This window comes from Streptomyces sp. SD31 (assembly GCF_052068475.1).
Lineage (GTDB): Bacteria > Actinomycetota > Actinomycetes > Streptomycetales > Streptomycetaceae > Streptomyces.
Genome location: NZ_JBQHCX010000003.1, coordinates 240,166 through 253,491 on the forward strand (window position 1 = coordinate 240,166; position 13,326 = coordinate 253,491).

The following is a 13,326-nucleotide window of genomic DNA, read 5'->3' on the forward strand; positions in this document are numbered from 1 at the left end:
AAGTAGGCCCTGCTCATCGAACAGGAACTCCCTTTGCTGCAACGCACTACAGCGTTCGGTACACCCGAACGGTAACCGGCGGGTGCTCATAGGATTCTGGGCAGTAGTAGATCTGCAATTCTTCGCCTCCCAGATTGATCATGGTCGGGTCGCCCACCGGTGGGTACCCTTTCCGGTCATCGGCGTCGGCGTCCTCCAGCGGGCGCCAACCGCCTTCGTTGTCCTCGTTCCATTCACTGAGGCCAACGGTGAACAGGGGCTCGGTCACCGTGCCGCATCCGCATCGTGGCGGGTCGGCGGCATCGGCAAAGTCCGATGAGACGACACCCCAGCCGCCGGTCTTCCAGCCCGGAGCCACCGCGAACTCGGTGTAGTGATGGCCAGTTTCCTCCTGCCACGCGTCCACGCGTGCGCTCACCGCAGCAGGCAGCTGGGTGGGCGCCGGGTACTCGGTCACCTGTTCCGGATGCAGGACACAGGGTGCGGGCCAGTAGTCGTCCAGTTCGATGACAGGCGGCTCCGGTGGGGGCGAAAGAAGTGCGGTGACCTGGTCGGCACGGCGCCAGCGCACGTGGATGGCCGGGATGTCGTCGTCGTGGTCCATGAACGGGCACCACAGGATCTGCAGCAGGTCCATGCCGTCCGGGACAGGCAGGCCGGGGACGTCCCGGACATAGAGCTGAGCCACGGGCAGCAGCGGCACCGGATCTGTATAGGGGCTGTCGGTCTCCTTCGGTGTCCTTCGGTCGAAGATCGACTGTTCCTCGGGCGTGGGCGGTTCATCGTCCGGCCGTGACCACCGGGCGACCGCAATGTGATGCCAGGCGCGCACCGCGTCCAGCTCCACCACCTCGTATACCTCGTGCGACCGTGTGCACGTCGGCCACGGCTCGTCCTGCGGCCACAGCAGCGGGCCACCCACCGAACTGTCCTCAACCGTGGGCAAGCCCGACCGCGGATGGAGCCGAGTGACGTTCCTGGACATCGTGGCCAACTCCGGGAACACCGCGGCCACATCCAGAGGCCGCGGCGGGGTCGTACGTGTCACGGGGTCTCCATTCCTCTCACATGCACTGGGCAGGCCATCGAAGCACGCGGCACTGACGGGCCCCCTGGCCGCCGAGAGACGAATCCACCGCCAGACCCGTCACGGGACCCGTCGGACACGCCCTGGTTCGAGGAGCATTTCGACTCACCGATAGCTTGCATCACCATGACGCGCGCTTGGATCCTGCCGATGCTGCTTGTGCTCAGCGGCTCAGCCGTCGCGACTGGGCAGATCTTCACGGGGAACCCCGGCACAGCCGCAGCACTCCTGCTGGCGTTCCTGGCGCTCGCCGGCGTGAACTCACCCCTGATCTTCCCGGGGTCGATCGGTGCGCGAGAGGCACAACGCCGCAGTGCGATCGACGGCCGGCCGGTCGTCTTCTGGCGGCCGGGCTGCAAGTACTGCATACGACTGCGCATCCGGTTGGGCCGCAGTGCCCGCCAGTTGCATTGGGTCAACATCTGGCGCGACCCGGCAGGAGCCGCAGCGGTGAGGGCAGCCAACGACGGCAACGAGACCGTGCCGACCGTCGTCGTGGCGGGCCGGCCACGCACCAATCCCGATCCCGAATGGGTGCGCGAACAGTTCTCCCCTTCCGCGTGATCAGACATCGCGCCCTACCGGAGAGGCACCCGCAGACCCAAGCGCACAGAGGTTAAAAGACAAGCTCAGAGCTCGCAGAACTCGGTCTCGACGGCCGCGTCCTCCAGTCGCTGCTCGCCCCAGTCGCCGTTGCGGTTCATGGTCATGACGCGTCGGCCGTCCGCCGAGGCGAGCGTCCGGGTCGCGGAGCCGGGGATCATGCCGCCGTGGCCCCATGCCCAGCAGTCCTGCTTGAGCTTGAAGTGGCGTATGCCGAGGCCGTAGCGGTCCTGTGGACCACCGTGTCCCTTGTCCCCGTCGACGTGGATCGCGTCGAGCAGCTGCCGCTGCTGGGCGGGCGGCAGCAGCTCACCGGCCAGCAGCTTGGACAGGAAGGTGTTCACGTCGCCGACGGTCGAGATCATCTGCCCGGCGGAGAAGGCGACGGTGGGGCTGAACTCGGTGACGTCGCGCACTTTCACCTCCGGCCCGTCCTCGAACAGCGTGGAGTAGTGCCTCGCGTGTGGTGCGGGCAGTTGGGGCGAGGTGCCCGGCACACTCGTGCCGCGCAGGCCGAGCGGCCGGATGACAAGACGCTCGACCGCCTGCGCGTAGGTGTCGCCGGTGGCCTTCTCGACGACCATGCCGGCGAGGACGTAGTTGGTGTCGGAATAGTCCCACCTGCCGGGCCTGCCGGGCCTGCTGCCCTGCTCCGGCTGGAAGTTGGGCGGGTGGGCGAGCGCGATGTCCACCAGCTCTTTCGGTGACCACCTGGTGTGGCGGTTCCGGTCGAACTCGTCCCCCGCGTACAGGGTGCGGAAGCCGTCGTCCATGTTGTAGTCGAAGATGCCGCTCGTGTGGTTGAGCAAGTGCCGCACGGTGATGTTCCCGGGCCGGTAGCCCTTGCCGCGCACCACCCCGGGCAGCCATTCCTCCACGCTGTCGTCCAGCGAAATCCTGCCTTCGGCTTCGAGCCCGAGCAGCACCGTGGCGGTGAAGGTCTTGGTCACGCTGGCGATACGGAACTTCTCGCTGGTGCTCCTCGGCCGCTCGGCGACCAGGTCACCGACACCGGCCCGGCCATTCCACACACCGCGCGCGTCTTGTATCCGGGCGATGACGCCGGGGGTGCCTTGCGCGACGATCTCGTTCAGTACGGCCTGGGTCTTCGCGTGCGCGGCCTGGGCGTTCGGGTGTAATCGGGGCGGAGCATGGTGGAGTGGCCCGGCCGGTGCGGCGGTGGAGGCGGTGAGCGTTCCCAGGGCGACGACTGCGACGGCAAGGGCGATGGGGAGTCCACGAGAGGACTGTTGACGGCTCATGAGAACAGCTGACCAGGTGCTCCATCACCACACCATCGGGAACGTCCCGGAAAGGGGTCGGGGCCACGACCTAAGGGCCGTCCCCTAATTGATCTTCATGTCCTCCTGGCATGATCATGGCGTGACAAGTGAGCGTGTGCAGCCCGGCCCCAGGAAGTGCGTCCTCTTCGACGTCGACGGCACGTTGATCGACGCCGTGGACAACCAGCGCGGGGTCTGGGCAAAGTGGGCGGGTCGATACGGACTGGACGCGACTGAGGTCTATCGGGTGGCCCTGCGGACGCGGCCGATGGAGACCTTCGCCAAGGTGGCTCCGGACCAGGATCCAAGGGAGTGCCTGGCTGCGCTGCACGAACTGGAGGACGAGGACGTCCGGTCCGGCGTCTATGCGGCCTTCGACGGCGCGTCGCAGCTGCTGGGCACCCTGCCGTCGGGGGCGTGGGCGCTCGTGACCTCCAACTACGAGCACCGGGTGCGCGGGCGATTTACTCGGACGGGCCTGCCGGTCCCGCGCGTCATCGTGGACGCCGCCGCAGTGGAAGAAGGCAAACCCTCGCCCGTGCCCTACCTGTTGGCCGCCGAGCAGCTCGGTGTCCGGCCCGAGAACTGCCTGGTCATTGAGGACGCCCCCTCCGGAGTCGAAGCAGGGCTGCGGGCCGGCATGACGGTGTGGGGCGTCAACACCGCGGCTGCGGTGGCCGGCGTGCACCGTCACTTCGCGAGCCTGCGTGAAGCGGTCCCCGACATCCTCGCCTTCGCCCGGCTGGAGGGATCAGCCGGAATGGGATGATCAGGTGTGGCTGGTGTGATCACGGCGTCGGAGTCGTCCTGGATAGCCCCGTTCACCGGGCTCAACCCGCGCCAGTTCGCCAAGCTGGTGACCGTGCTGCGGCGCGCGGGCGCAGACGCGGTTCGCAGGGGGCGGCCGTGGGGCCTCTCCCTGGAAGAGCGGGCGCTGCTGGTCGCGGCGTACTGGCGGACCAACTTGACGATGCGCCGGCTCGCCCCATTGTTCGGGGTCTCTACGTGGTGTCAGCTGGCCCGTCCCGGCGCCGGCCGACACTACGACGACCTGCGGCACGTCCTCACCGGCACCCCGCCGCGTTCACCGATTAGCGGCCAGCACTGCCGCGAGGCCCTCCTGCAGATCTTTGACGAAATACTCGGGAACCTCCAGCGACGGGAAATGTCCCCCGGTTCCGGGTGACCTCCATCGGACGATCTGTCGGTACCGCTCCTGTGCCCAGGGGCGCGGACACTTCTCGATGTCGCGGGGATACACACTGATTGCCGACGGGACGTCGACCCGAAGTTCGGGATCGAGCGAGTTGTGGCTTTCGTAGTAAATGCGGGCCGACGATGCGCCGGTCCGCGTCAGCCAATACAGGGTGACGTCGTCAAGAACGCGGTCTATGGAAATCGTCTCGAACGGGCTGTCCTCGGTGTCCGACCACTCGGCGAACTTGTCGAGGATCCAGGCAAGAAGCCCGACCGGTGAGTCGACGAGCGAGTAGCCGATGGTCTGCGGTCGGGTCGCCTGCTGCTTCGCGTACGCCGCGCGGTGGCGCCAGAAATCGCGGGTTTCCTCGGTCCATTTGCGCTCGGCCGCCGTCAGCCCGTCCGTCGTCAACCCGGGCGGTGCCTGCGCGGTGGTGGTGTGGATGCCGAGAACGTGCGCCGGGAACCTGCCGCCGAGGACCGTGGTGATCACACCTCCCCAGTCGCCGCCGTGGGCTGCGAACTTGCTGTAGCCGAGCCTTCCCATCAGTTCCACCCATGCGGCCGCGATCTTTTCGGTTCCCCACCCGGTGGTGGCCGGCTTGTCGCTGTAACCAAAGCCTGGCAGCGACGGGACCACGACATGGAACGCCGGCGCATCTGCGTCTTTCGGATCTGCCAGCTCGTCTACTACATCGATGAACTCGGCAATGCTGCCCGGCCAGCCGTGCGTCAGGATCAGAGGAGTGGCATCCGCGCGCGCGGATCGGCGGTGCAGGAAGTGGATTCCCAGATCATCGATGGTCGTGCGGAACTGGCCGATCCGGTCGAGGCGCTCTTCGAACGACCGCCAGCTGTACCCGGTGCGCCAGTAGTTCACGACATCGACGAGGTCGGCGAGAGGAACGCCCTGTTCCCATCGGCGAGGGTCGGGCGCGGCGCGATGGACCGTCTCGGCCTCCGGTAGTCGCGCCGCGGCCAGTCGCGCGCGCAGATCGTCGAGGTCGGCGTCAGTTGCGTGGGCTTCAAATGCTTGCACGTCGCTGGTGAGACGGGGCATGAGACCTCCTGGCCATCGCGGAACCGGCTACGACCCATCGCGAACCGGCTAAGACGGTTCTAACGTGTCTCCGTGCCGACGTGCAACCAGCTAAGGTGGTTCCATGCGTGCCCGGTTCCCTGACTTCCGCCTCGGCAACGTGCTGGCGACCAGCTTCACGGGGACTCTGTCGGAGCGTCATGGCAACGCCGTGGAGCGCATTCCCACGCCGCACCGACTCATCGACTGGCTGGCAGTGAACGACCTCGCCGTGGACTCCTGCACCACGGCCCAGCTCGACCTCGCTCGAGAACTGCGGGAGTCGATTCACGCCGCCGCGACAGCGGCCGCGACCCAGGACACGCTCCCCGCATCCGCTGTCCAAGTCATCAATGACTGCAGCGGCCGGGGTCGGGCCGCAGCGATCCTGACGGCCGAGGGCAAGCGGCAATGGCGGCTCAGCTCGGCTTCCTGCGTGGAAGATGCCCTCAGCGTGATCGCCGCCGATGCGATCAGCATCATCGCGGGCGAACGAGACGGAAAGTTGGCGTTGTGTGCATCACCCACCTGCCAAGCCGCCTTCTTCGACACCAGCCGAAGTCGCACCCGCAAATGGTGTGACATGAACACGTGCGGGAATCGTCAGAAGAAGGCGCGCTTCCATGCCAACCAGCGCAAGAACCCCAGATCAGCGGAGTGATCGTTACCCTCGGTACACCCAAGTGTGGCCCCACGCCTGATCGGCGACGTTCAGCCTGCGCATGAGCGCACGAGGCTCACGTGTCGGGGTGTCGTCAAGGCTCTGCGTCAGGACGGGGCGAGGACGCAGAACTCGTGGCCCTCCGGGTCGGCCAGGCACGTCCACGGGACATCGCCCTGGCCCAGGTCGAGGTCGGTGGCGCCGAGGGTCCGCAGCCGGGCCGCCTCCGCTGCTTGGTCGTCCCCGGGGTACGGCAGCAGGTCAAGATGGACGCGGTCCGGCACGGTCTTCACGTCGGGAATGCGGAGGAACTCGAGATACGGGCCGCCCCCCTTGGCGGAGCGGAACACCGCGTGATCGTCGGTCACCTCGTGCAGGGTCCAGTCCATCGCCTCACCCCAGAACCGGGCCATGGCCCGCGGGTCCGCGCAGTCGACCACCACCGCGGCGATCGGCCCGGTGTCCCGGTAGATCTCCCGAGGCTCCAGCACGCAGAACTCGTTGCCCTCCGGGTCGGCGAGTACCGTCCACGGCACGTCGCCCTGGCCCACGTGGGCGGGCGTCGCACCGAGAGCCTTCAGGCGTGCGACCAACTCCACCTGATGGGCCGCGGAGGTGGTGGCGAGATCGAGGTGCACACGGTTCTTCGTCGTTGTCTTGGGTTCCGGGACCGGAACGAAGTCGATGCCGACGGCGACCGGGTCCGGCCAGACGAGGCCGCCGGCGGGTCCGACGTAGGTCGTCACGCCGGGGCTGTAAGCACTCCAGCCGAGCGCCTCCGCCCAGAACCGGCCGAGCGCCGAGTGATCAAGAGCCTTGATGTTCACCATCACAGGTCGCAGTGCCATGCCGGCGATCCTATGCACCCGCTCCGCAACGACATCCGCACCGTCGTCGAACAGAGACGCAGCCGCTGCGGCGGAGCTCTTGTGCGAGGCGGGAGCGGTGACGACCTCTTCGACCCCGACCGGACGCTAGGAGTCTGCCAGCCACGCCAGCAAGCGGCCCTGCGACCAGCAGCGACCCACGGCCTCGGCGTGCAGAGCCGACCCGTCGAACACCGCCAGACCGATGATGCTGTGGCCGGAGGCGCGGCGATCGCCAAGGGTCGGTATCGTCGGCGCGACTCCCACGCCCTCCGCCGACACCCACGCCACCGCCCGGCCGGCCGCCGCTTCGTCGAGGCGGTGCAGGAAGCGCAGGCGGCTCTCGAGAGGGAAGCGCGACAGCGCCCAAGCCGTGGTGACGACAGGCAGGGCGTCCGCGGGCACCCGGGCGAAGGCGTCGGGCAACACCTCGACGGCGTCACCTCGCAGCAGCAGCGGCGGGGCCGTGGCCGCCAACGCCATCTCCGCTTCGAGCCTCGCGGCCCGCTCCTGCTGATCCGGCCATAGGCAGGCGCGCAGCCACCGGGCGTCGTCCGCGTCGGTCACGTCGACCGGATCGAGGCCGACGCCGACGCGGGCGAGGACCTCGGGCATCGCCCGCGTCGGGACGGGCCGGTCTCCCACGATCGACGACGACAGCTGCACGGGAGATGACGGGTCGCCCAGCAATTGTCCGTTGCCGTACGTGATGCCGACGCCATCGACATGGAGGTTGAGCCCAGCCGAACAGCCCACGTCGATCAGCCCGACCGCATGCGCGCCCACCCGGCGCGCCGCCTCGGCAATGGCCGGATACAGCACGGCGCAGCGTCCGCTCTCGTGGGTCCGCTTCTTCCGACGCACGACGATGGCCACGACCGAGTCGGTCATGCGCAGCAGCGTGTCGATGGCCGCGTCGGCGGCGGCCTCGCCGTCCGCGGCGGCATAGGCCGCGGCAAGCGCCGGGGCGTGTCCGGCCAGGGCGAGGTCGTGCAGCGCGGCGAGGATCATCGTGGGGTGCCGCTTGCGCGCAGGCGCCGTCTCGATGGCGCGCAGCGCCTCCTCGGACTCACTCAGGGCGACTGCGACGCGCTCGTACAGCGGTGATGTCTCGGCGGCGTCGACCTCACCGAAGTGTCGGTACACCTGAGCGAGTGTGCGGGCCCTGCCCACTGGTACGGGGTTTCCTGCGGTCGATGTCGGCACCCCGACGACCCTAGCCATGGGAACGCCCCCCAGCCCTTACTCGGCCCAAAAGCACGCGAGATCCTCGACCGAGTCGACCGACGCCTCTCCCCTCCAGGCACCGAGCGGGATGTCCGTGCCGCCGCCGCAGCGGACTGCCCGTAGGGGCCGACCATGGCCCCGGCACCGGCCCCGCCCCGTCACAGGCTCGCAAGGAGGTCATCGAGAGGCGCCGGTACCTGTTCGGGCTCCAGGGCGTCGACGAGGAGGTGGCCGTAGCGGATCTTGCGGCCCTTCTTCGTGCCGAGGAAGCGCCGCAGCTGCTGCTGCCGGGGCCGGCCGTCCTGTGCGGGCTGGCGCAGGAAGGTCTGCCAGGCACGCAGGTCGCCCTCGGTCCGGACGATCTCCTCGACCCTTGCCGTGCCCAGCGCGCGGATCAGCTCGTCCTCGAGGTCCCGCACGCACACGAAGAACGCCCCGTGCGACGCCGCCCGGACACGCTTCAGGGCGCGGTCGTAGAAGCGCTGCTCGCCCTCGTCGCACAGTCCTGCCAGGCGCAGGCCGAGGCCGGACGGCCCGAGGAGTCCGGCGTAGCGGCCGACGCTCATCGCCCCGCCCATCGGCACGACGCACACCCCCTCGGCGGCCAGGTCCCGGCCACGCCGTGCGGCCAGCGCCTCCACTGCCGCGAGGTCACTCGGCCCCTCCAGCAGCACCACCGTCCGCACCCCCAGCCGCGCGGCCAGGTCACTCGCCGCCCCGCCGGGACCACCGGCCGCCCAGCCACGGACCTCGTCCCGGAACGCTCGCATGTCCGCCATGGAGCGAGTCTGCCCGTCCACCGACGACACGGCACGCACTATGGGGACGCCCCCGCGCGACCTGCGCGGCGCCCCGTTGAAGTGCTGTCGTCCGCACGCGAAGGCGCGGGCCGCTGCCACTCGGACAGCGACCCGCACCGATCCGGCTACCTCTGCTTGATCCGCAGGAAGGTGATCGAGTTCGCCGGGAAGGTGTACGTGAACTTGTCCGCGACCCCCGAGAAGCTGGACGTCACCGGCGCGACCGGCGTCTCCGTCTCGCTGTTCACGGCGCTCGGGTCGGCGGACAGGGTCGTCACCCTCGCCTTGGACGCGACCTTCGCGCCACCCAGGTCGATCGCCGTACGGGCCGCCGCCGACTGGGCGTTGACGACCTTGACGATCAGGTCACCCGTCTTCGCGTCCTTGGTGACGACCTGGCGGAACGGCTCGGCCGGCTTGTCGTCGGTGAAGCTGCCCCACTCCTGGCCGTCGAGGTACAGGGTGACCTGGCGGCCGCGCACCTTGATGTCGATGTCGTAGGTGCGGCCCGTCTCGATCGTTCCGGCCTTGGAGATCAGCGTCGACTTGCCGCCGTCCACGGCCTGCTCGACGGCGGACTGGGTGTTGTTCCAGCCGCCCAGGTTCCACCAGTAGTAGTTGCCGGTGTCCTTGACGCCGAAGGCGACGAGGAAGCCCTCCTTGCCGGACTTCTTGGTGGCCTTCGCGTGCAGGTCGTAGTCGTGCCAGGTCGGGTCGCCGGCCGAGACCATCGTGTTCTCGGCGGCCGCGTCCGTCTGGACGTACTGCCCGTCCTGGATGCTCCAGCTGCCGCCGCCGGTGTGCGTCCACTTCGCCGCGTCACCGGAGAAGTCGTCGCTGAGCAGCGTCTTGCCGTCCGCGTCCGTGACCAGCACATCGTCGTACGACGCACTGGTCGCCCACGTCGACAGGCCGACGGCTCCGGCGATCGGGCCCATCAGCGACGGCGTTCCGGTGGCCTTCGAGGGCACCACCCGGTCGCCGACGTTGTTCATGAACAGCTTCTGGACCTCGTAGTTGGCGGAGTTCCAGGAGGCGTGGTTGTTGAACCACACCATGTCGGGGCTCCACTGCACATAGTCCTCGTTGGCGAACAGCGGTGCGTACGAGGCCAGTTTGACGACGTCCGCGTTGCGCTCCAGGCCGGTCATGAACGCGGCTTCGGCGAGGCCGTTCTTGAAGGCGTTGCCCCAGGAGGCGTACTCGCCGAGGAAGACCTTCGGGCCGCTGCGGTCGTAGGAGTCGTAGCGGTCGTTGTTCTGCAGGAACCACTGCGGGCTGTTGTAGTAGTGCTCGTCGACCATGTCGACCTTGTTCTCACGGTTGAGCTGCCAGGCCGTGTCGAAGGTCTGACCCGCGTCGTCCGGACCGGAGTTGGAGACGACGGTGATGTCGGGGTGCTTCGCCTCGATGGCGGCGCGGAACTGCTTGAACCGGGCCATGAACTCGACCGGCAGGTTCTCCTCGTTGCCGACCCCGATGTGCGTGAGGTGGAAGGGCTTCGGGTGGCCCATCTGGGCCCGCTTCTTGCCCCAGGTCGAGGTCACCGGACCGTTGGCGAACTCGATGAGGTCGAGGGCGTCCTGGATGTGCCGCTTGAGCAGGGCCTCGTCGTCGACGGCCTTGTTCTGGCCGCAGCCGGTCACCAGGGCCGGGACGACGGGCAGCGGCATGGCGCCGATGTCCTCGGCGAAGCGGAAGTACTCGTAGTAGCCGAGGCCGTAGGACTGGTTGTAGCCCCAGAAGTTGGCGTTGGTGGCGCGCTCCTCGACGGGGCCGATGGTGTCCTTCCACTGGTAGGAGCGCTTGCGCTGCCAGTTCGAGGACTCGCTGTAGTCCTCCATGGAGCCCGTGTTGACCAGGCAGCCGCCGGGGAAGCGCAGGAAGCCGGGGTGGAGGGCCGCGACCTTCTCGGCGAGGTCCTTGCGCAGGCCGTTGGGCTGGTTCTTGTAGGTGTCGCGCGGGAACAGGGACACCATGTCGAGGGCGGCCGCGGCGGAGGAGCCGACGGTGAGACGGCCGTCGCTGCTGGCGCGGGTCGCGGTGAAGGTGGCGGTGTACTTGGCCCAGCCGCTCTTGGTCACGGCCACCTGGCGAGCGGTGGCGAGAGTGCCGTCGGCGTCCTGCAACGAGACGGTCAGGGTCGTACCGCTCTCGGCGCGGGCCCACACCGAGAAGTCGTACTTCTTGCCCGCCTCGACTCGGATGCCGGTGTTGTAGCCGGCGTTCGTGACGGACGAACCGGCGCCCAGGGAGAGGTAGTTGCGGTTGCGCTCGTTGAGCCGGCCGCCGTCGTTCACGACCTGTGCGGTGCCGTCGACCGTCCAGGAGGTGAGGGGCGTGTACGACTGGTTGTCGTCCGTGGAGTACTCGAAGGACCGGTTCTGTACGAGCTCGGCGTACAGACCGCCGTCCGCGGCCCGGTTGATGTCCTCGAAGAAGACGCCGTACATCGTGTCGTCGATCTTCGCGCCCTTGGTGGCGGGGTCGACGGTGATGGCGTAGTCGGTGACGTCCTCGGCGTGGGCGGGGGCCGGGAGGAGACCGGCGGCCACCAGGAAGGCGGTCGCCGTCAGACCCAGTCTCCAACGGGTGCGCGTGCGTGACATGGATACTCCGCGGCTCGATGTTCGAAATATCAGACGTTGATCAGCACTTCGAACGGCAAGATAGGGAGGGGATCCACCTGCGTCAACAGGTCGCGCGGCATCGAAAGTGTCGGAAGAGCCGGAAGAGCCGGAAGGGCCAAAAGGACCGGAGGAGGACGGATGGGCGAGTTCTGGCCAGTACCGGATGCACTGACGTATCTGGCCGGGAGTTGGCGGGTCGAGCGGTCCGTACGGGACCTCGCCGACGGGGCGGCCGGAGAGTTCTCCGGTACGACGGTCTTCGGCCCGCTGGAGGGCGGCGGACTGCTGCATCACGAGTCGGGCACGTTCGCGTGGCAGGGCGTGCAGCGGCCCGCCGAGCGGACGCTACGTTTCCTGCCCGGCGCCGGGCGCGGCACGGCGGACGTACGGTTCGCCGACGGGCGGCCCTTCCACGACCTGGACCTGACGTCCGGGCGGTACACCGCCGATCACCCGTGCTCGGCGGACCTCTACCGGGGCGAGTTCAGCGTCCTCGACGAGGACCACTGGCGGACGGTGTGGCGGGTGCGCGGCCCGGCCAAGGACCTCGTCCTCACCACCGACTACGCCCGCGAGGGCTGAGCCGGCGCCCCGTCGAAACGGAGGTACCAGCGGCCGGCGCGGCCGGTCACGGTGGTCGTCGACAGCGGGCGTACATCGATGTTCCAGTACGTGGCGGGCGGCGCCTTCAGCGCGTAGACCAGGGCGGCACGGATCACGGACGGTTCGGCCACGGCGACGATACGGCCGCCGTCCTCCACGGGCCGGGTGTCCAGCCAGCCGCCGACGCGGGCGATGAACGCGAGCAGCGACTCGCCGCCGTGCGGTGTGCCGCGCGGGTCGGCCAGCCAGGCGTCCACCGCCTCGGGTTCCCGGGCCATCGCCTCGCCGAGCGTGAGCCCGCGCCAGCGGCCCATGTCACAGTCGCGCAGGGCGAGTTGCACCAGCGGGGAGTAGCCGAGGGCGTCGCCGGTGGCGCGGCTGCGCGGGGTCGGCGAGCAGTAGCGCAGCTCGGCCGCCGCCAGCGGCAGCAGGTCGTGCGCGACGCGCTGCACCTCGTCCCAGCCGGCCTGGTCCAGCGGCCGGTCGTCCTCGAAGCGCTCGGCGAGCAGCGGGGAGCTGCGCGCGGCGGCGACGAACGTGACCCGAAGTGACATGCGGCGATGGTGTGTCGCGAAAGTGCGCAGGTCAATAGGTGTTGTGCAGACGTGACCGAGGGTGGACGAAACCTTACTGCGGGGTCAGGATCAGGCGGACAAGTCGCGGGAAAACGGCTGTTGGACATTCAAGTACAGCCGCCGGAGGCAAGGAGGCGCGGCTGCCGGAGGCGTGGAGACGCGGCTGCCGGAGGCGTGGAGACGCGGCTGCCGGAGGCGTGGAGACGCGGCTGCCGGAGGCATCGAGACGCGGCTGAGGACAAGAAGAAGCGGCAACTAGAAGTAGAGCGCCATCCATTGGTCCGGCTTCTCCAGCGGCGCGAACCCGAGCTTCTCGTAGACCCCGTGGGCGTCGTACGTGGCGAGCAGCATCCGCTTCAGCCCGTACGGCATCAGCTCCTCGCGTACGGCCCCGACGAGCGCCGTCCCGATCCCCTTGCCGCGCACCGACGGGTCGACGTACACGTCACACAGCCACGCGAAGGTCGCCCGGTCGGTGACGACCCGGGCATACGCCACCTGCTCCCCCGAAACCGTCTCGTACACCCCGAAGTTCAGCGAACCCTCGATCGCCCGGTCCTGCTTCTCCCGCGCCCGCCCGAGCGCCCAGTACGCGTCGGTGGACAGCCACCGGTGCACGCGCTCCGCGTCGATGCGGTGGGGGTCGGTCGAGATCTCGTAGCCGTCGGCGAGGGGCGGGGTGTCGGTCATGCGACGAGATTCGCAGGCCGAGGGCG

At 68.7% G+C, this 13,326-nt stretch carries 13 protein-coding genes and 1 pseudogene; 5 read left to right on the top strand and 9 right to left on the bottom strand.

All coding sequences use genetic code 11. The features are described 5' to 3' along the window. Positions 1-46: 46 nt before the first annotated feature. Positions 47-850, bottom strand: coding sequence for a hypothetical protein (locus ACTMVF_RS08510; RefSeq protein WP_441270326.1), 804 nt, complete (start codon positions 848-850; stop codon positions 47-49). 363 nt (positions 851-1,213) lie between these two features. On the opposite strand from ACTMVF_RS08510, the gene ACTMVF_RS08515 reads away from it, so the two are divergent. Beyond that, on the top strand, positions 1,214-1,651 hold the full coding sequence (locus ACTMVF_RS08515) for a glutaredoxin domain-containing protein (RefSeq protein ID WP_441270327.1): 438 nt from the start codon (positions 1,214-1,216) through the stop codon (positions 1,649-1,651). Positions 1,652-1,716: 65 nt separating this feature from the next. Here the strand turns inward: ACTMVF_RS08515 and ACTMVF_RS08520 are convergent, their stop codons facing one another. Continuing rightward, positions 1,717-2,952: a serine hydrolase domain-containing protein gene (locus tag ACTMVF_RS08520; protein WP_441270328.1), complete on the bottom strand. Its 1,236-nt coding sequence runs from the start codon at positions 2,950-2,952 to the stop codon at positions 1,717-1,719. Between the two features lie 121 nt (positions 2,953-3,073). Between ACTMVF_RS08520 and ACTMVF_RS08525 the strand changes: the two genes are divergently transcribed. Both ACTMVF_RS08525 and ACTMVF_RS08530 read left to right on the top strand, forming a co-directional pair. Then, positions 3,074-3,742, top strand: a complete 669-nt coding sequence (locus tag ACTMVF_RS08525; RefSeq protein WP_441270329.1) for an HAD family hydrolase — start codon at positions 3,074-3,076, stop codon at positions 3,740-3,742. Positions 3,743-3,748: 6 nt separating this feature from the next. Continuing rightward, positions 3,749-3,976 (top strand): annotated as a pseudogene (locus ACTMVF_RS08530) (helix-turn-helix domain-containing protein); the annotation flags it as partial. A gap of 81 nt (positions 3,977-4,057) precedes the next feature. On the opposite strand, the gene ACTMVF_RS08535 reads toward ACTMVF_RS08530, so the two are convergent. After that, positions 4,058-5,230, bottom strand: coding sequence for an epoxide hydrolase family protein (locus tag ACTMVF_RS08535; RefSeq protein WP_441270330.1), 1,173 nt, complete (start codon positions 5,228-5,230; stop codon positions 4,058-4,060). Between the two features lie 103 nt (positions 5,231-5,333). Here ACTMVF_RS08535 and ACTMVF_RS08540 point away from each other — a divergent pair, with 103 nt between their 5' ends. Beyond that, the gene (locus ACTMVF_RS08540; RefSeq protein WP_441270331.1) at positions 5,334-5,909 is read left to right on the top strand and encodes a CGNR zinc finger domain-containing protein; all 576 of its coding nucleotides are present in this window, start codon (positions 5,334-5,336) and stop codon (positions 5,907-5,909) included. Positions 5,910-6,016: 107 nt separating this feature from the next. Here the strand turns inward: ACTMVF_RS08540 and ACTMVF_RS08545 are convergent, their stop codons facing one another. The 4 genes from ACTMVF_RS08545 to ACTMVF_RS08560 form a co-directional block, all read right to left on the bottom strand. Next, entirely contained in the window at positions 6,017-6,757 is a 741-nt protein-coding gene (locus tag ACTMVF_RS08545) for a VOC family protein (RefSeq protein ID WP_441270332.1), read from the bottom strand. A gap of 126 nt (positions 6,758-6,883) precedes the next feature. Continuing rightward, a complete protein-coding gene (locus ACTMVF_RS08550) occupies positions 6,884-7,921 on the bottom strand; it encodes a DUF2332 domain-containing protein (protein ID WP_441270333.1) in 1,038 nt (345 codons plus the stop codon). Positions 7,922-8,160: 239 nt separating this feature from the next. After that, on the bottom strand, positions 8,161-8,781 hold the full coding sequence (locus ACTMVF_RS08555) for a TOPRIM nucleotidyl transferase/hydrolase domain-containing protein (RefSeq protein WP_441270334.1): 621 nt from the start codon (positions 8,779-8,781) through the stop codon (positions 8,161-8,163). 146 nt (positions 8,782-8,927) lie between these two features. Next, positions 8,928-11,411, bottom strand: coding sequence for an alpha-L-arabinofuranosidase C-terminal domain-containing protein (locus ACTMVF_RS08560; RefSeq protein WP_441270335.1), 2,484 nt, complete (start codon positions 11,409-11,411; stop codon positions 8,928-8,930). Positions 11,412-11,570: 159 nt separating this feature from the next. Between ACTMVF_RS08560 and ACTMVF_RS08565 the strand changes: the two genes are divergently transcribed. Beyond that, the gene (locus ACTMVF_RS08565) at positions 11,571-12,014 is read left to right on the top strand and encodes a DUF6314 family protein (protein WP_441270336.1); all 444 of its coding nucleotides are present in this window, start codon (positions 11,571-11,573) and stop codon (positions 12,012-12,014) included. Here ACTMVF_RS08565 and ACTMVF_RS08570 read toward each other — a convergent pair. Both ACTMVF_RS08570 and ACTMVF_RS08575 read right to left on the bottom strand, forming a co-directional pair. Beyond that, positions 11,996-12,589 carry a histidine phosphatase family protein gene (locus ACTMVF_RS08570; protein ID WP_441270337.1) on the bottom strand — a complete coding sequence of 198 codons (594 nt, stop codon included), beginning with the start codon at positions 12,587-12,589 and terminating at the stop codon, positions 11,996-11,998. The two genes, ACTMVF_RS08565 and ACTMVF_RS08570, sit on opposite strands and share 19 nt — an antisense overlap. Positions 12,590-12,865: 276 nt before the next feature. Continuing rightward, positions 12,866-13,300 (bottom strand): GNAT family N-acetyltransferase, encoded by a 435-nt coding sequence (locus tag ACTMVF_RS08575; RefSeq protein WP_441270338.1) that lies wholly within the window; start codon positions 13,298-13,300, stop codon positions 12,866-12,868. Positions 13,301-13,326: the final 26 nt, after the last annotated feature.

Excerpts from the sequence above, each read along its gene's own strand:
- ACTMVF_RS08575 (WP_441270338.1), bottom strand. The coding sequence starts at position 13,300 with ATGACCGACACCCCGCCCCTCGCCGACGGCTACGAGATCTCGACCGAC.
- ACTMVF_RS08560 (WP_441270335.1), bottom strand. The coding sequence starts at position 11,411 with ATGTCACGCACGCGCACCCGTTGGAGACTGGGTCTGACGGCGACCGCC.
- ACTMVF_RS08565 (WP_441270336.1), top strand. The coding sequence starts at position 11,571 with ATGGGCGAGTTCTGGCCAGTACCGGATGCACTGACGTATCTGGCCGGG.
- ACTMVF_RS08535 (WP_441270330.1), bottom strand. The coding sequence starts at position 5,230 with ATGCCCCGTCTCACCAGCGACGTGCAAGCATTTGAAGCCCACGCAACT.
- ACTMVF_RS08540 (WP_441270331.1), top strand. The coding sequence starts at position 5,334 with ATGCGTGCCCGGTTCCCTGACTTCCGCCTCGGCAACGTGCTGGCGACC.
- ACTMVF_RS08555 (WP_441270334.1), bottom strand. The coding sequence starts at position 8,781 with ATGGCGGACATGCGAGCGTTCCGGGACGAGGTCCGTGGCTGGGCGGCC.
- ACTMVF_RS08570 (WP_441270337.1), bottom strand. The coding sequence starts at position 12,589 with ATGTCACTTCGGGTCACGTTCGTCGCCGCCGCGCGCAGCTCCCCGCTG.
- ACTMVF_RS08515 (WP_441270327.1), top strand. The coding sequence starts at position 1,214 with ATGACGCGCGCTTGGATCCTGCCGATGCTGCTTGTGCTCAGCGGCTCA.
- ACTMVF_RS08520 (WP_441270328.1), bottom strand. The coding sequence starts at position 2,952 with ATGAGCCGTCAACAGTCCTCTCGTGGACTCCCCATCGCCCTTGCCGTC.
- ACTMVF_RS08545 (WP_441270332.1), bottom strand. The coding sequence starts at position 6,757 with ATGGCACTGCGACCTGTGATGGTGAACATCAAGGCTCTTGATCACTCG.